At 33.6% G+C, this 16,873-nt stretch carries 16 protein-coding genes; 9 read left to right on the top strand and 7 right to left on the bottom strand.

Annotated features, from left to right (window positions below):
- The 6 genes from ACRBBL_RS25690 to ACRBBL_RS25715 form a co-directional block, all read left to right on the top strand.
- Positions 1-319: T9SS type A sorting domain-containing protein (locus ACRBBL_RS25690; protein WP_431371967.1), on the top strand; the 319-nt coding region annotated here is incomplete at its 5' end.
- A 310-nt stretch (positions 320-629) separates the two neighbouring features.
- A complete protein-coding gene (locus tag ACRBBL_RS25695; RefSeq protein WP_431371968.1) occupies positions 630-2,057 on the top strand; it encodes an LGFP repeat-containing protein in 1,428 nt (475 codons plus the stop codon).
- A gap of 261 nt (positions 2,058-2,318) precedes the next feature.
- Positions 2,319-2,651 (top strand): hypothetical protein, encoded by a 333-nt coding sequence (locus ACRBBL_RS25700; RefSeq protein WP_431371969.1) that lies wholly within the window; start codon positions 2,319-2,321, stop codon positions 2,649-2,651.
- Between the two features lie 22 nt (positions 2,652-2,673).
- Positions 2,674-3,219 (top strand): GNAT family N-acetyltransferase, encoded by a 546-nt coding sequence (locus ACRBBL_RS25705; RefSeq protein ID WP_431371970.1) that lies wholly within the window; start codon positions 2,674-2,676, stop codon positions 3,217-3,219.
- Between the two features lie 30 nt (positions 3,220-3,249).
- Positions 3,250-4,275 carry a hypothetical protein gene (locus ACRBBL_RS25710; protein ID WP_431371971.1) on the top strand — a complete coding sequence of 342 codons (1,026 nt, stop codon included), beginning with the start codon at positions 3,250-3,252 and terminating at the stop codon, positions 4,273-4,275.
- Between the two features lie 13 nt (positions 4,276-4,288).
- Complete coding sequence (locus ACRBBL_RS25715; protein WP_431371972.1) at positions 4,289-4,531, top strand: hypothetical protein; 243 nt, start codon at positions 4,289-4,291, stop codon at positions 4,529-4,531.
- Positions 4,532-4,551: 20 nt separating this feature from the next.
- On the opposite strand, the gene ACRBBL_RS25720 is transcribed toward ACRBBL_RS25715, so the two are convergent.
- The 6 genes from ACRBBL_RS25720 to ACRBBL_RS25745 all read right to left on the bottom strand — a co-directional run bounded on the left by ACRBBL_RS25720 (position 4,552) and on the right by ACRBBL_RS25745 (position 14,082).
- Positions 4,552-6,120: a hypothetical protein gene (locus ACRBBL_RS25720; protein ID WP_431371973.1), complete on the bottom strand. Its 1,569-nt coding sequence runs from the start codon at positions 6,118-6,120 to the stop codon at positions 4,552-4,554.
- A 33-nt stretch (positions 6,121-6,153) separates the two neighbouring features.
- Positions 6,154-8,991, bottom strand: coding sequence for an excinuclease ABC subunit UvrA (uvrA, locus tag ACRBBL_RS25725; RefSeq protein WP_431371974.1), 2,838 nt, complete (start codon positions 8,989-8,991; stop codon positions 6,154-6,156).
- 60 nt (positions 8,992-9,051) lie between these two features.
- The gene (locus ACRBBL_RS25730) at positions 9,052-9,429 is read right to left on the bottom strand and encodes a hypothetical protein (protein ID WP_431371975.1); all 378 of its coding nucleotides are present in this window, start codon (positions 9,427-9,429) and stop codon (positions 9,052-9,054) included.
- Between the two features lie 124 nt (positions 9,430-9,553).
- On the bottom strand, positions 9,554-12,274 hold the full coding sequence (locus ACRBBL_RS25735; protein WP_431371976.1) for a reprolysin-like metallopeptidase: 2,721 nt from the start codon (positions 12,272-12,274) through the stop codon (positions 9,554-9,556).
- Between the two features lie 123 nt (positions 12,275-12,397).
- Complete coding sequence (locus ACRBBL_RS25740; protein WP_431371977.1) at positions 12,398-13,108, bottom strand: hypothetical protein; 711 nt, start codon at positions 13,106-13,108, stop codon at positions 12,398-12,400.
- Positions 13,109-13,227: 119 nt separating this feature from the next.
- Positions 13,228-14,082, bottom strand: a complete 855-nt coding sequence (locus ACRBBL_RS25745) for a DUF4846 domain-containing protein (protein WP_431371978.1) — start codon at positions 14,080-14,082, stop codon at positions 13,228-13,230.
- Between the two features lie 86 nt (positions 14,083-14,168).
- On the opposite strand from ACRBBL_RS25745, the gene ACRBBL_RS25750 reads away from it, so the two are divergent.
- The gene (locus ACRBBL_RS25750; protein ID WP_431371979.1) at positions 14,169-14,693 is read left to right on the top strand and encodes a hypothetical protein; all 525 of its coding nucleotides are present in this window, start codon (positions 14,169-14,171) and stop codon (positions 14,691-14,693) included.
- Positions 14,694-14,800: 107 nt separating this feature from the next.
- On the opposite strand, the gene ACRBBL_RS25755 is transcribed toward ACRBBL_RS25750, so the two are convergent.
- Positions 14,801-15,313: a fasciclin domain-containing protein gene (locus tag ACRBBL_RS25755; protein ID WP_431371980.1), complete on the bottom strand. Its 513-nt coding sequence runs from the start codon at positions 15,311-15,313 to the stop codon at positions 14,801-14,803.
- A gap of 137 nt (positions 15,314-15,450) precedes the next feature.
- Between ACRBBL_RS25755 and ACRBBL_RS25760 the strand changes: the two genes are divergently transcribed.
- Positions 15,451-16,005, top strand: a complete 555-nt coding sequence (locus ACRBBL_RS25760) for an RNA polymerase sigma factor (RefSeq protein WP_431371981.1) — start codon at positions 15,451-15,453, stop codon at positions 16,003-16,005.
- Complete coding sequence (locus ACRBBL_RS25765) at positions 16,002-16,799, top strand: anti-sigma factor (RefSeq protein WP_431371982.1); 798 nt, start codon at positions 16,002-16,004, stop codon at positions 16,797-16,799. Before ACRBBL_RS25760 ends, ACRBBL_RS25765 begins: the two co-directional genes overlap by 4 nt.
- Positions 16,800-16,873: the final 74 nt, after the last annotated feature.

Consider the following 16,873-nt stretch of genomic DNA (forward strand, 5'->3'; position numbering starts at 1 on the left):
TGAAGACATTTCAGACAACTGGATTACTGTAACAAGAGAAGAACCATTAAGTGTTGAAGATTTTGAAAATGCGATCAAGTTTAATGTATATCCAAACCCTGCAAGTAATGTGTTGAATTTACGAACTTCTTCAAATCAATCCTTTGATGTAGTCATTGAACTGTTTGACATATCTGGAAGAAGAGTATATCAAGACAATAAAAATTTATCAAACGAAATACAAATCAATATTTCTTCATACCAATCTGGTGTATACTTATTGAGTATTAGAGATGTAGAAAGTAATTCAAGAATCACGAAACAAATCGTTAAAAATTGATGTTTTAGAGTTTAGTTTACGTAGTTTATTATTAATTCAAGGTGTGAAAAGAGTGTTTCTTAGTCGAAGCACTCTTTTCTATTATATATGAATTTTGAGAGGATTTCTCCCTTATGTGTTTTCCTTAAAAATGTTTTTTTAACGGTATTTTCAATCGTGTTTTCCCTATGTTTTATTTCGTGAAATACTGTTATCTATTGCGTTAATTCACTGTGTTGTATTCGGTAAAAAGACATGTTCTTTGCTATGACTTTTTAAAACTAGAGAAGTCTTCTCGGGAAATTTATTCAACCATTAAAAAAAAATAATCATGCAAAGTAAAATTCAGTATGTGTCTACAATGCGAATTGTAGATCACGAAACTTTTGGGTCAAACGAACGTAAAACAGTACGTAATTCAGGATTGTTTCTGTTAGATCAAGGAAAAAAGAAAAACAGTTTGTTTTTCGTTGGGAAATGTGGAGGAGAAGTTCGCGTTGAGTTAAAAATTAACTTCACTCAAAAGGCAAACGGTTCGGTTTCTATCAAAGAATCGGCAAAACTATACGAAGGCTCTTCTACAAATACGAGAGATTTGGACGGAAAAGCTTCTAAAAGTTCAACCGTAGCAGCAAATCAAACCAAAACAATAACTTTTAGAGTTCGCAATACGGATGAAGGTGACGATTACGCAGATATTTCTTTACAAGTAACGAATAGCGTTATTGCAGACAGCGATTGTACGAATGGAATTAAAGCAAAAGCACAAGCATTAGGAAGCGGATTTACAGGCGCTGCAACTTCAAATATTAACAGACCTACTACTGTACGAGGAGGAAAAAGAGTTACGTTCAAAAAATGTGATATTTATTGTTCACCAGCATCTGGTCCACAAGAAATTCACGGGCAAATACGTAGAAAATACAATGCTGTTGGCGGACCAAACAATGCATTAGCACTTCCTGTAACCGATGAAACGACAACTCCAGATGGACGCGGAAGATTTAATCACTTTTCAGGAAATGGAAGTATTTATTGGCATCCAGCAACAGGACCAAAGCTAGTTCGAGGCGCTATTCGTCATACGTGGGCAAAAAGTGGTTGGGAACGCGGAATTTATGGATATCCAACTTCTGATGAAATTAAAATTGATCCGAAAAAGAATGAATGGTTCAGTGATTTTCAAAATGGTGTCATTATTTGGAACAAAAACAAAGAAGAAAATCCGCATACAGCAAAATTAAGTGGACGAAAAGTATGTGCACTTTTTTCAAAAATATTTAAAGAAAAAACGAAGTCTCAGAAAGATTTGAATGTTGATTCAGTTCGAATTTCCAGCGTAAGCGATACCGGAAACAACTTTGAGCGCAGTAAAAACAGAAAAGTGACGTTTAAAATAAAAGGTGATTATGAAAGTGGAATCTTTTTTATTCCGAATCCTTCATACACTATTACGTTGCGAATAGCTTTCGAATCTGATAAAAATCCTAATGGGAAAATAGGTTGTAAACTATCAGCTCGTTTAGATCATTGGCATATTCATACGTCTGGAGCAGGACATAAAAAATTATTGAATGGTTTGAAAAAAGGAATTTTAGAAGGCTTTAAAAAACCTTTAAAATTGGGTGATGTACCGAAAAATACAGGATTCTTAAGCTTTAAAGTCATGAAAGACGGCGGTATAAAATTATACTTTAGAGGCGATGTTGTTGGACAGTTTGCAGCAGCAGTTGCTCAAAGCAAATTAGACAAAATGTAGTATAAATATACTATAGTCTAAAACCTGTTTGATGTGCTTCAAACAGGTTTTTTTATTTATGATGAATATTATGGCAATTCATCGTAAGGACTTCATATTTTATTATTGAAAAGATTATTGTAGTTTTAACTGTAATCATATTTAATAGCCGAAATTGCTGTTATATCCGTGTTGTAAGTAATATATTTAAACTTTCTAAAGCACTTAAATTGTTAAATTTCGCTTGCATGTGAAAAGTTTAAACGAGTTCAATTCAAAAAAATGGAAATTCAAGAATGTAATTTAAATATTAGATATGATTTACCTAAAGAAATTTGGGATAAAGTGCCTTTAATTTATCAAAAAATGAATGGCTGGATAGGATTTGGTAAAGATGGAATTCCTCATTGGTTTAGTTATGATACAAATGAAAAGTCAATAATTGCTTCAGTAGAACCAAGTGGACTTCATTTTGAAGCCAATATGGAATTGAATGAATGGATTGAATGGAAAGTTGAAATTAAAAGAATTGCAACAGAAATTTTAGAATTTAAAGTTGGTGAAATTGAAGAAGGAGAAGTTGGACACGAAATTGAATGGATTAAAAGCAGCTAATAAAAAGATTTAAACACATAAAATGAAAATACATATAGAAACAGATCGACTCATTATAAGAGATATTGAAGCATATGATGTGGAAGGAATTTTAGCACTAGATTCCGATCCTGAAGTTCATGAGTTTTTAGGGAAAAAACCAATAAAAACAATCGAAGAAGCCAAAGAAATCATAGACTATATAAGAGGTCAATATGTTAAAAACGGAATTGGACGTTGGGCAATTATTGATAAAGAAACAAACGATTTTATTGGTTGGACTGGATTGAAATATGAAGAAGAAGTACGAAAAGAATTTAATTACTATGATTTAGGTTATAGATTGAGGAGAAAGTATTGGGGAAAAGGAATAGCTTCAGAAACAGCAATTGCTTCTCTTGCATATGGATTTGAAAAACTTGATTTAAAAGAAATAGGAGGCGCTGCAGATGTAAATCACTCAGCGTCTAATAAAATTCTACAGAAAATAGGAATGAAGTGTATTGATACATTTGTTTATGATGGCGAACTTCATAATTGGTATAAAATTGAAAAGGCAGAATGGCTTGAAAATAAAAGGAATAGCTAATAAAAACAATGTCAATTAATTATCTATACTATGCAAAAAATCGTAGTTATATTATTCTATTTAAGTTCATGTCATGTTTTTGGACAACGTGATATGAAAGTGATTACAGAAGATTTTAATAATGATAAAATAGTAGATACGCTAAAAACCTTTTATGAAGGTGGAAGCGGATTTGGCGGAAGGTATGTTCAAATCATAAATGGGAAAACCAATGAAATGCATCAACTTACGAATGAAGGTTGTTTTTGTCGCATTAAAAGTACGATTCTCATACCTCCAAAACTTGCTAAAAAAGAGAATGTGCTTTTTCTTGAAATAATGAAAACACATTTACTTCCTGAGAAAAGGAAGCATCCAGAAGCTTCATTAAACTGGATGATTAAAAGTGCATATTCTAATGCGAATCTGGATACTAATGACTTTTTTGATTTAATTGTAGATCCTCAAACTAGCTGGATAGAAGAAGAATTTGAAGCGCCAGATAATTATTATATTGAAATAAAAGGCGATTCGTTAAGACAAGTATACACTACTCCTTATGAAGCTCCTGAATGGTTAGATGCCAAAAATGCCAGAGGATTTCTGATGTATTATGCGCACAATCATTACAGAAGCCGTACACGCGACAGTATAAAACTTTCAGATAGTAATGCTACATATAAAGTATATAACACCTCGCATGGAGTGTTTGTGAAAAAAGGAAATACTTATAAATGGGTGTTTATTAGTGATGCTAGTATCACTGGCGCACCTTCAAAACTTAGGTGGGAATCCATAAAAAAAATACAACTCTATGGTAAATACGTATTAATACAGCAAATAATTCCTCCTTATAATATGTATAAAATATTTATCATAAATATAGAAACAGGTATTTGTGGGAGATTAAAGCATGATTTCTCAGATTCTAATAATGCTACTATTGATGATGTGCTTCAAGGGGAAATAATTAGTTTAGATATTGAAGGTAAGCAAGTTAAGTATGAGTTGAAAACTATTTTTAAAGAACTAGAAAAGCAGTATCTCACAAAGAAAACAAGCAAGAAGCACAATTAAAATTTTAAAATAAGTGTATCTAAAAGGATATAAAATAGTTTCTGAAAACAAAAAAGAATACACATTACCTAAATGGGATTTTGGTGGCGATAAACCGTATACGAATAGAATTTGGAATATAATTTTAGCAGATATAAAAGCAATAGCTGAAAACGCCTATCCTTTACGTGTATATGATTTAGATACCTCTGATGAGACTTACATAATGCTAACTAATAGAAAGGAACTTGAAAACTGGCTTACGAATGATTTTTAAATAAAGAGTGTTTTTTAAGCTTACTCATCTAAAAATTCTCTTCCAAGTTTATCCAACCAACCTTTCTGTCCATTGGGAAGTGTAAATCTGGAAAAGTGTTTGGAAACGTCGAGTTTACTGTATTTTAGTTGGGTGAGTCCGTAAATACCAAATAAATTGTTTTTAGAAATCAAAATATGATCACTCTTCACTTTTTTGATCACATCGTATGCTGTAGGTAGGAGTTCTTTTAGTTCAACGATAGCTTTATTTTGTTGATTTACAGTAGACTTAAATTTTATTTGAAACATTCCAAGCTTACCATTATTCTCTACAATAACATATTCAGGAAACCCTTCAGATTCAGCTAAAACAACAGATTTAGGAAGCTTTTCTTGATGTGGTAGATTCATAAAGTACATTGCTTGATATCTATTCTTATCGATAATCGGATACTTTAGAGTACCTATTTTGTATTCATCCTCAACATTGTAGTACGAAAATCTTTTTGAAAGTACATAGGTGTTTTCATCACGTTCAATATAATATGAAATTCTTTTAATTCCGTCAGTACCACATATCGATATTGGTTGTTTTTTAGGAAGCTCATTAATGACCACACCTTTTTTTGACACGTATTTTATAGTACTATCAATCAAGCAAATAGCATAGCTTCCTTCATAAAGCAACGGAAAAGCAGCTTGTAATCCTTTTGGTGTAATGTTTTCTAATTCAAGATTGTACAGTGTTGTTTTATCATCTTTCAAACAAAATATAAACCCACTATTAATAGATATTGTATCAAATTTTTTGTCCAATAGTACTTGTCCAAAGACAGGATCTTTTAGTTGTGAATCTTTAAATGTAAACTTATGAGACCAATGTATCGTTGGATCTTGAAGCGATATGATTCCATTGAGAAATGGATACGCTTTGGTCGAATATTGAAATATTTTATTAGAATATTTAACTGCGTATTTGTTTTTTTTCGGAATGATAAATCCAAGATAATTAATCAAAAACTTTTCATCAGAACGATGTTGTTTATCATAAGTTGGATTCGCTTTTATGTATGGAAAAATAACAATTGGTTTCTTATTCTTAAGATTGACAATCACAAAATTGATCACTTTTTCATCATCGGAACGCCATATTTCTGCAGAATCTTTTCGTGGAGCAGCGTCAAATTTATTAGCATGTATGAATAAAGACGTATTGTAATAAGAGAGTTGACTAATATATTTTGGAGTCCTTTTATTATAGAATTTTCCCTTTTCTAGCTTTTGCATCAATTTGGGTATTTTCTGAGTTTTTATGCTAGAAACATCTATTATATTTGAGAATATATCAGGTGCATTTACAAAATTATGAAAGCGCTTTATGTCATACGCAGTAGCTTCAACCGAAGTTGTTTTTATTTCTTTTTCATACTGTAAACCTACAGGATAAAAGCGAATTTCTATTTTGCTATGAATATTCCCATCTTTTTCCTTTAAAAAAGTGAGTTGACCTTTATCAACCATAATATAATCCGCATCAACATCAATCGTAGTTTGTGACCAAATATATTGTGTGAAAAAAAGTACTATAAAAATGTTGACGTATTTCATATAATTTGGACAGCTATTGTGCTGGGTTTACGGTTATAGTTTCAACTCTTTCTTCAAAAAACGTGCCGTATGACTTTTTTTATGGTTCGAAACTTCCTCAGGCGTTCCTGTTGTAATGACTTTTCCGCCGCCTTTTCCGCCTTCGTAACCGATATCAATAATATGATCCGCCATTTTAATCACGTCCATATTATGTTCAATCACAACGATCGTATTTCCTTTATCGACTAACTTATTCAACACTTCCATTAAGACACGAATATCTTCAAAATGCAATCCAGTTGTAGGTTCATCTAAAATATAAAAGGTATTCCCTGTATCTCTTTTAGAAAGTTCTGTTGCCAGTTTAATACGTTGTGCTTCTCCACCAGAAAGCGTGGTACTTTGTTGTCCAAGTGTAATATACCCCAAACCAACATCTTTGATGGTTTTTAATTTTCTATATATTTTTGGAATGTGTTCGAAGAAAGTAACGGCTTCATTCATGGTCATTGCCAATACATCTGCAATCGATTTTCCTTTGTAACGAATCTCTAAGGTTTCACGATTGAAACGTTTTCCTTGACAAGTTTCGCATTCAACATACACATCTGGTAAAAAGTTCATTTCAATCACACGCAATCCGCCACCTTGACACGTTTCACAACGTCCACCTTTTACGTTAAAACTAAATCTTCCTGGTTTGTACCCACGAATCATTGCTTCAGGTGTTTTAGCATATAAACTTCGTATTTCGCTAAACACGCCTGTATATGTTGCCGGATTTGATCGTGGTGTACGACCAATTGGCGATTGATTGATGTCAATAACTTTATCAATATGTTCCAAACCTTTAATGCTTTTATACGGCATTGGTTCTTTTACAGCATTGAAAAAGTGAGCGTTCAAAATAGGGTAGAGTGTTTCATTTACTAAAGTAGATTTACCACTTCCAGAAACACCCGTAACTCCAATCATTTTTCCTAAAGGAAATTCAACAGAAACATTTTTCAAGTTATTTCCTGTAGCGCCTTTTAAGACTACTTTTTTACCATTTCCTTTTCTACGTTCAGACGGAACAGCAATTTCCTTGCTACCATTCAAATAAGCAGCTGTTAATGTATTGTGATTTAATAATTCTTCTGGCGTACCTTCCGAAATAATTTCACCACCGTGTCTTCCTGCATGTGGACCAATATCAATGACGTGATCGGCACGTTCAATCATATCTTTATCGTGCTCTACGACAATTACTGAGTTTCCAATATCACGTAATGATTCAAGCGAATTAATCAGTTTCTCATTGTCTCTTTGGTGTAAACCGATACTTGGCTCATCCAAAATATATAAAACGCCAACCAATTGTGAACCAATTTGCGTTGCCAAACGGATTCGTTGTGCTTCTCCTCCAGAAAGTGATTTAGAACTTCTACTTAAGGAAAGATAATTTAATCCAACATCTAATAAAAATCGCAAACGTGTAGAAATTTCTTTGACAACTTCTGTGGCAATTTTTTGTTGTTTTTTGGATAGATTATTTTTTAAATCATCAAACCACGCTGACAATTCTACCACGTCCATACTTGCCAATTCGGCTATGTTTTTCTTATTGACTTTAAAGTATAAAGATTCTTTGCGTAAGCGCGAACCACCACATTCTGAGCAGTTTACTTTATCCATATAGTTTTTTGCCCAGCGTTTGATAGAAGATGACTCACTGTCTTCATATTGATTTTTGATGAAACTTATAATTCCTTCAAAATCAATCTTATAATCGCGTGTCACGCCTAGTGTTTTGCTTACAACTGAAAATTTTTCGTTTCCACCATTCAGAATCACATCCATAGCTTCCTTTGGAATATCTTTGATCGGATCACTTATTTTAAACTCGTAGCGTTCAGCAATAATTTCTAATTGCTTAAAGATCCACGATTTTTTATACTCACCTAAAGGAGCAATTCCGCCGCCTTTTATGGTTGCTTTGGTATCTGGAATGACTTTATTTTCGTTGACTTCATGCAGTGTTCCCAATCCGTTACAATTTTGACACATTCCTTTCGGAGAGTTGAATGAGAACGTATTTGGCTCAGGATTTGGATAGGAAATTCCCGAAGACGGACACATTAAATTACGACTGAAATAACGTGCTTCTGTTGGCGCATCTTGGTCTATAACCATCAATACATCATCACCGTGATACATTGCTGTTTTAATCGTTTCTGTCAATCGTTTATCGTTGTCAACCTCATCATTAATCACCAAACGATCAATCACAATTTCGATATCGTGTGTTTTATAACGATCGAGTCGCATTCCTTTTTCAATATCTACAATAGTGCCATCAACACGAACTTTTACAAAACCTTGTTTGCCGATGTTTTCAAACAATTCGCGGTAATGTCCTTTACGGGAACGTATGATAGGAGCGAGGACGTTGACACGTTTTCCATCAAAATCGGTTAGAATTAACTTTTTGATTTGCTCATCGCTATAACTCACCATTTTTTCACCAGAATTGAAACTATACGCATCGGAAGCTCTAGCAAATAATAGACGTAAAAAATCGTAGATTTCAGTAATCGTTCCAACGGTTGAGCGTGGACTTTTACTGGTAGTTTTTTGCTCTATGGCAATTACGGGCGACAAACCATCAATTTTATCCACATCTGGACGTTCCAATCCACCAAGAAACTGTCGCGCATACGCGGAAAACGTTTCAATATAGCGGCGTTGTCCTTCGGCATAAATCGTATCAAAAGCTAAAGATGATTTTCCACTTCCTGAAAGTCCAGTAATCACTACTAATTTCTCTCTAGGAATGGTCACATCAATGTTCTTAAGGTTGTGAACTCTGGCACCTTGTACTTCAATATTTTCTTCGTAATTCGTCATAGATTTTTGCAAAAACGCAAAGATACGAATTAAAGTAGCAGTTATAAAGTATGTAGAATCCTAATTATTACTTTTTTTAAAGAATGCTTTCCGAATTAAAATAACATAGATCACAATTGGAATTAAGACACAAATAATAACCGAAGAAGCTACATAATTACTTCCAACATCATTGAATACATTTAGAAAGTCAACCGATTTTTGAAAGCTCCAATCACAGAACTCCGTAAAGTTTGGAATGAAGAGAATTACAACTGCAACAAGCAAACTAAAGAGTATGGTAAACAAGCGTCGTTGGTATATTTTGTCGAGTAGGAGCATCCACGAAAGTGGAATAATGATAAACCATACAATGATATTAATTTCTTTATAGGTGAAACCTGTACTATTAGAGATCGTCATTAGAATTTTGTATGTATAATCAAAAATAGTATTCATAAAACTTCTGTAGAAAAATATAGATGAAGCAACCTGTCTATAACTGGACTTTTAAAAATTATATTAAATGAAAAAACTCCGAAACATAACGTTTCGGAGTTTTTAATATGATTGAGGAAACTAATTACTCGATGATTAATTTCTTAGTTACTGTTTTTTCTTGATCTGTTACTGTGATCAAGTACATACCAGTACTTACATTCTTTAATGAAATATTTTCATTGAACGTAGACGTAGCATTGTAGTTTTTCGTGTGAATTAATCTTCCAGAAATGTCATATACATTTAGGTCGATGTTTTCACCAGAAGTAGAGTTAAACGATAAAGAGAACTCTCCTTTACTTGGATTTGGATATAAAGAGAAATTATCTAACTCAAACTCTTCATTGCTTAATATAACAGTTGTCGTAGTAGTACAAAGTTCAATTGACCACTCATTTACTGTTCCAGTATCTCCAGTAAAGAAATCAACAAATACTAAGTTCCAAGTTCCAGAAGGATCATTTCCTGTAAATCCAGTCATTGGACTTGCTGGAGCATACGTTCCTGTAGTTGGAGAAGCACACATAATTGCTGGTTCACCATCTTTTAAAGTAACATCAATATTTCCATATTGAGCATCATTACATGATCTAGCCCAAATATTTGCAAATCCACCACCATTAGGTGATTGTAGTTGCATAATTAAGTCTCCAATGTAAGAGTGAGTTACATTTGCACTTACTCTAATATCTGTAATAGGAGTAGTTTCAGTTACCGTTACAGGAATAAATACTGGTGTTCCTTGTCCAGGCATTCCAGCTCCATCAGGAATTGCAGTTGATATTGCCCCAGTCGTATAAGTGTTACAATCTGTAGTTTCAGTTACCATCGCTCCAACTGAGAATGATTTTGAAATTGCGAAGAAAATGTTTCCTACAGCTTCAATTTTAATTCTACAGTAAGGCTCATATATTGTAGGGAATGTAATTGACTCAGAACCATCATTTGCTGTGTTAGCAGCTAATGTAGTTGGGAATGTAAGTCCACCATCGGTAGATAATAAGATATTTACGTTTGAAGTGTTAATTCCGTTTGCAGTTGTTCCAGCAACATCCCAAGTAATTGTAGTTGAAGCAGCAGCATCAAAACTTTCGTTTACAGTATCTGGAGCAGTTACTCTAAATGGACCTGTATTGGCCAATGTAACTGTCATATCATCTCTATTTGTTTGTCCTCCGTTTGGAGTTCCATTGTCTCTTACTGTCAAAGCAAAATCCATTGATCTTGCAACGTTAGGCATAACTTCCCAAGTTGGAGTTAAGTTATCGTTTAAGATATCACTTAACTGTGGAAAAGTACGATCTCCTGTTGTCATTGGAGAATAAGATCTAAACTGAGGATCTGTTGTGTTTGTAGCAGAAGGAACGTTCGTTGTAATTCCTACGTCTGTTTGTTCCCAGCAGTATGATAATGTTGTACCATCTGGATCAGTTGCTGTACCAGATAATGTAAATGCAGTTCCGTAAGGAATAGTGTAATCAGCACCAGCATTTACAGTTGGAGCTGTGTTTCCGTTTGGAGTGTTTGTAGAACAAACTGGTTCTCCCGGAGGTGTAATACGTATCCACATTTCGTTGATACTAATAGCGTGGAAATGATCGTCACTGTTTCCTTGAACATTGTCAGATCCACAAATTCCAGCATACGCCATAATTGTTGTTCCACTTCCTGGTTCTACAGCAGTTGTTGCACTTCTGTTTCCACCAGAACAAGAACCTTGCCCACCATTAAATGTGTGGTTTGCACCATATTGATGACCCATTTCGTGTGCTACAAAGTCAATATCAAAAGGATCTCCTACCGGATTTGCAGAACCTGTTACTGCAGCCGCTTTTGCGTTGCTGTAGCAAATTCCTCCACGAGCAGCTAATCCACCTCCACCAGTACTAAATACGTGACCGATGTCATAGTTAGCAGTTCCGATGTTAGCATCACAAATTGCTTGATTTTGGTTGATTAATGCATTTGAATCACTATCAGTATATCCATCATTTTCAGCTAAGAAAATGATACTTGTGTTATCAACTAAAGTCATTGTTAACGACATATCTCTTTCGAATACCGCGTTAACTCTAGTCATAGTAACATTCATTGCAGCTAAAACAGTTGCTCTTTTTACAGCATCTGTAGCACCAGCTTGTCCTGCAGCATTGATATGGTAGTTAGCATATTCTTGTGTACATGCCAATGCCAAACGAAATGTTCTTAATTGACCATCAACAGCATTTTTTGATGTAATTACATCAGTTGAAGATGATCTGCTTGCAGTAGTATCATCTACTAAACAACCAACTCTTTCTTCAAGATCGCTGTAAAGATTTCCTTTTTCATACATAACATACGTTTGTAAGTCTGTAGTTAATGGATCAATGTACATTGTTTTACCAATTGCATGAACTGTAGCATGGAATCCAAAAACTGTTGTAGAAAAACGAATAATAGTACCTGTGTTTTCTCTACTAACAGCTACATACGATTGAATGTTTGGATTGTTTGCAGCTAATGCTGGTTCCATAATAGAAGCATTGTATACTTCAAAGTTTTCCATTTTTCCTTCAGCGCCTGGAAATTGGATTACAATTTCAGATTTGATATTTAAATCTCTATCTGGTGCAGCAGCTAATAATTGTTTTAAAGCGTTTACATCTAGTGTATATGTATCATACACAGAAGGAGTAGAAGCTCTTTCTAAGAGCTCTTCCGGCTGGAAGTTAGTATTGTTTGTTTGTTTCCAAAACGATTTTCCTTGTGAAAATGCAAATAGAGGAAGTAACATTAATATAAAGAAGTAATTCTTTCTCATAATGAATAGGGTTAATTTAGTTTAATAAAAGTGCGCTAAAGTTAACTCTTTTTTAATAAATGATAAGAAAATTTTAACAATTAATGTGAAAGTATGTTAAAATTTAACAAGTTGGCAAAATACCTAATTCCATGTCTTAATGTTTTGTAGATCAATATCTAAAATGAGTAAGGTATGTAGGCTAGAAAGTGGAACGCCAGTTTCTGTAGTTTGCCAATTGTCCCACGAAGCATACAATCCGCCAATAGGAATGATATCTACCCACATTTGATAGCCTTTTGGACGATCGTTTTCATCCAGAAACCACAAATATGAATCACCAGGTGTTGTGCCTCCAGAACTGTAGGTAACTAATAATCCTTTTTCACCTGCTGCATTGCTGGCAATACTTCGAGTTACGCCTTCATCAAATACTTTATATGGAGCAACCAGCCAAAAGGAATCATTATTGAAGTAGGAGTGTGCTTTTTCTATATAATTAGATGCTTCTTCACTGGTAATATTTTTTCCATCAACCATTACTGTGCTTGTAGTTGGCGTTTTTAAATTGAGATTGACTTTTACATCATACCAAGAAACAACTACTTTATATTGATCTTTATCCCAAACATAGTGATGGTCTCCGCGAAATGTCCAACTTAAATAACGAGTGTTTTTATATGCATCATAATTTAGTGCTGTCAACATTTTAGTTGCCATTGCATCTGCCTCAGCTCCTTTTGAACCTTGTGGCAAAGACTCATTGTATTTTAAATAGACAACAGCAAAAAGTATTAAGAGCGTTACAAGAATCCCTAAGATAAATTTCCCTAGAATTTTTAATGGTTTTTTCATGTGTTATATTTATTGCTTTTTATAGGTCACATGTTGTTCGCTATTAGTCATATCCTTAGGTAATAAACTTTTTAAAAATGCTCGTTTCATAATTTGGTTCAGGGTTGGTTTTTGATGTATTAGTCTTTAAATCTCCTCAAATCACTACTATCAAAAGTCCATTCAGGTGTACGCAATGTACCTTCCTTGGCTTTATACCATGGACTTAGGGATTTATGTTGCTTATTAACTAAGATTTGAGTTTCTTGGGCAGGCATGTAACTTTGGGCAATCATAAATATTTTTTCGCCTTGTGCATTTTTGGCAACATCTACCACAATAACAGCATGTCCGTAAGGATTTCCTTGTTGAATAAATACATCTCCAACTTGAATATCTTGTATGTTTTTAACCTTTGCGAGCTCTTTTCGTAGCGAAGCTGTGTTTGCATACGCAAAGATATAGTTCATATAACGTCTAAACTTTTTATAAGAATGATCTCCTTTTGCATATTTTTTAAAATATCTCGGTTTTCCATCAGATAAAAAATTAAAGTGAATGTCTTGCAAACGTTTTTGTTCAAATAAAAACTCACCACGCAATCGCATCACTGCATCGGCGCATTGTTGTAAATCGCGTGTACCAATTTCCATATCGACCACAGAAATGTATACATTATCATTATACTTTTCACGACCATCAAAATATTTTACTTTACTGTTGAAAGGTTTTAAAGGTAACTTTCGTAAATACGATCCAAAATGAGCTGATTTTAAAGATACTCTTGTGTAATCTTTTGGCGTATTGAAACGTTCTTGAATGGTTTTTCCTTTCGGATTGATCAAACTTTCTTCTATTTTCACTTCTTGCGAAGGCGTTATAGTATTAGTAGCAACAATTGGCTGTTTTTTATCTTCCGCGCAAGCGAGAAACAACACACATAAAAATAATAGAAAAGGCGTGTTTTTTTTAGAATATATAGTCAGATTTCCCATTTGATGTTTATTTTTACTTTTGAAATTCAATTTACAAAATATTAAATGTGAATTAGTAATAAACAATAACAATACCAAAAAATTATATGAACATCTTAGGAATAAGCTCACGAATTAAACATCCCGAATACGGACTAGGCGTAGTAACCAATGTAACTTCGAAACATTATTGGGTAACTTTTATCGAAAACGGACTGGAAACGATTGACATTGACAGCGATTTTGAAGTGATTGATGCTGTAGAAGATGAAGTGGATAGTGTGAGTTTTTATGAAGTAGAAACCGTTTTACGAAATATGCTAAAAAAATGGTCGGATGTATCTGAAATTGTTCCGATTGCAGACAAGTGGAAAGGCGGAAAACTAATTTTAGAACCTGGAGATACTAATTTAAAGAGCAAAGAACTTCCTATTGATGGTTTTTTCCATAAGATAGTTATGGTGCGTGATCGTATTCGTGTTATGGAACAAAAAATTAACTCTAGCAATTTAGACGATCAAGAGAAAGTAGATTTGCAACAATATATTACACGTATGTATGGAAGCTTGACAACCTTTAATGTGTTGTTTAAGAACAAATCACAGCAATTTGTTGGATCAAGGTCGAAGTAGACTAGGCTTACATAGATTTTTATCTAACAAAGAATCAAATCTATTTATAATAAAAAAGGGAACGACTTTATTAAATCGTTCCCTTTTACCTTACTAACTAACACTAATTATGGCATCACTACGCTGTCAATTACATGAATCACTCCATTACTAGCCATGATATCTGTTTTTGAAATCATGCTGTAATTTCCATTTGCGTCTTTCAACCAAATTCCTTTGTCATTTTGTACAACAGTTATCTTGCTTCCGCTAAGTGTTGTTAACGTTACTTTTCCTTTTCCCTTTTTCAAAGCGGCAACTACATCTTTTGCAGTTAATTTTCCCTTGATCACGTGGTATGTTAAAATACTAGTCAATTTGCCTTTGTTTTCAGGCTTTAATAATGCTCCTAATGTATTTGCGTCAATTTTTGCAAAGGCATCATTTGTTGGAGCAAATACCGTAAATGGTCCATCACTTTTTAATGCTTCTACCAATCCAGCAGCCTTTACAGCAGTTACTAGAGTTGAAAAACTTTTGTTAGAGGCAGCAATATCTACAATGTCTTTATTCTGTGCATTTGAGTTTATAGTAAATAAGAATAAAGCTGCAGTTGTGATTGTTAGGATTAATTTTTTCATAATAAATTTTTTAGTTTTTAAATTTTTAATTCTTTTTCTGATTTTCTAAGCGCTTTCAATTTTATATACACAAGTTTTTAGCGTTTGGATGAGCTAGGTCAATTTTTTTTTTAAATTTGATAAGATTTATTTCAAAAGTGAACAACGACACCATATTTATTGAGCGATTTCAAAATCGTGATGAAAATGCGTTCTCCAAGCTATACGACAAGTATTCTGGAGCTATTTATGGTGTTATTATTCGTATGTGTAGAAATGAAGAAGCTGCACAAGAAATTTTGCAAGAAACTTTTATGAAAGCTTGGAATAAATCACATTTATACGATGCATCTAAAGGAAAATTTTATACTTGGTTGTATCGAATTGCTAGGAATACAACGTTAAATTTTCTAAGGAAAGATGAAAAACTCATCCAAACAGACGATTTAAGTGTATATAAAGATGAAGGAGTTGAAGAAAATGAAAATTTACATATAGAATTAAAAGGTGCATTATCCAAATTGGATGCACATCATCAAAAAGCCCTAAGACTTATATATTTTAACGGACTCACACATAAAGAAGCACATAAAGAAATGGGCGTTCCATTAGGAACTTTCAAATCGTATGTACGGCAAGCTGTAGACAAGTTACGTAGTATATATGCAAAAGAGCTATTGATTTTATTATGTATAATTGAACGGATGACATGAAAGATAGAAGCACTATCATAGAAAGCGGAATGCTAGAAATGTACTTGTTAGGTGTATTGCCTGATGAGCAAGTTGCTATGCTTGAAAAAATGTTATCTGAAGATGCTATTTTGGCTCAAAAGTATGCAGAAATAGAACAAGATTTTGAAAAAGTATCACTTGAAAATGCAGTTCAGCCTCCAGTATCTATTAAAAAAGATTTGTTTGCTGCCATTAAAGAAGACTATTCAGACGTTAAAACACTTCCAAAAGAGGATAGTACTCAAAGAACAGTGAAAAAATCACAAACTTTTATGTGGATTGCCGCTGGACTTGCAGCTATATTTATGGTAAGCTCACTGTGGATGTTTACACAATGGAATAACACACAAGACGATTTACAAATAACACAACAAGAATTAAAGACAGTTAAAGAACAAATTTCTAATCTTGAAGGAAATTTAAAAGATTCACAATTATTAGCAGCAGTAGTAAAAGATCCAAATACAGTGCAATACGCATTGAAAGGAAACGATAAAATCCCTGGCGGATTTGCTACAGCATACATCAATCACGAAGATAAATCAGCAATTGTAAATGCTCAAAGACTTCCTGAGTTGCCTAAAGACAAAACTTACCAAATGTGGGCAGATGTTGAAGGCGAAATGATCAATATGGGCGTTATTGACAAGAGTAAAGATGTCGTTGTATTGCAATATATTGATGAAGCTACTTCACTTAACATCACAATTGAACCTGCAGGCGGAAGTGATCACGCTACAGTAGAACAGTTGGTTACAAACGTGTATTTGTAACTTATAGCGACTCCACTTTTTATAAATCCCGAATACATTTAAGGAAAACTTCTTGGTTTATAATTTGAAAGATA

It is taken from the genome of Kordia sp. (genome assembly GCF_050633145.1).
GTDB lineage: Bacteria > Bacteroidota > Bacteroidia > Flavobacteriales > Flavobacteriaceae > Kordia.

Excerpts from the sequence above, each read along its gene's own strand:
- ACRBBL_RS25695 (WP_431371968.1), top strand. The coding sequence starts at position 630 with ATGCAAAGTAAAATTCAGTATGTGTCTACAATGCGAATTGTAGATCAC.
- ACRBBL_RS25700 (WP_431371969.1), top strand. The coding sequence starts at position 2,319 with ATGGAAATTCAAGAATGTAATTTAAATATTAGATATGATTTACCTAAA.
- ACRBBL_RS25705 (WP_431371970.1), top strand. The coding sequence starts at position 2,674 with ATGAAAATACATATAGAAACAGATCGACTCATTATAAGAGATATTGAA.
- ACRBBL_RS25710 (WP_431371971.1), top strand. The coding sequence starts at position 3,250 with ATGCAAAAAATCGTAGTTATATTATTCTATTTAAGTTCATGTCATGTT.
- ACRBBL_RS25720 (WP_431371973.1), bottom strand. The coding sequence starts at position 6,120 with ATGAAATACGTCAACATTTTTATAGTACTTTTTTTCACACAATATATT.
- uvrA (WP_431371974.1), bottom strand. The coding sequence starts at position 8,991 with ATGACGAATTACGAAGAAAATATTGAAGTACAAGGTGCCAGAGTTCAC.
- ACRBBL_RS25730 (WP_431371975.1), bottom strand. The coding sequence starts at position 9,429 with ATGAATACTATTTTTGATTATACATACAAAATTCTAATGACGATCTCT.
- ACRBBL_RS25735 (WP_431371976.1), bottom strand. The coding sequence starts at position 12,274 with ATGAGAAAGAATTACTTCTTTATATTAATGTTACTTCCTCTATTTGCA.
- ACRBBL_RS25740 (WP_431371977.1), bottom strand. The coding sequence starts at position 13,108 with ATGAAAAAACCATTAAAAATTCTAGGGAAATTTATCTTAGGGATTCTT.
- ACRBBL_RS25745 (WP_431371978.1), bottom strand. The coding sequence starts at position 14,082 with ATGGGAAATCTGACTATATATTCTAAAAAAAACACGCCTTTTCTATTA.
- ACRBBL_RS25750 (WP_431371979.1), top strand. The coding sequence starts at position 14,169 with ATGAACATCTTAGGAATAAGCTCACGAATTAAACATCCCGAATACGGA.
- ACRBBL_RS25755 (WP_431371980.1), bottom strand. The coding sequence starts at position 15,313 with ATGAAAAAATTAATCCTAACAATCACAACTGCAGCTTTATTCTTATTT.
- ACRBBL_RS25765 (WP_431371982.1), top strand. The coding sequence starts at position 16,002 with ATGAAAGATAGAAGCACTATCATAGAAAGCGGAATGCTAGAAATGTAC.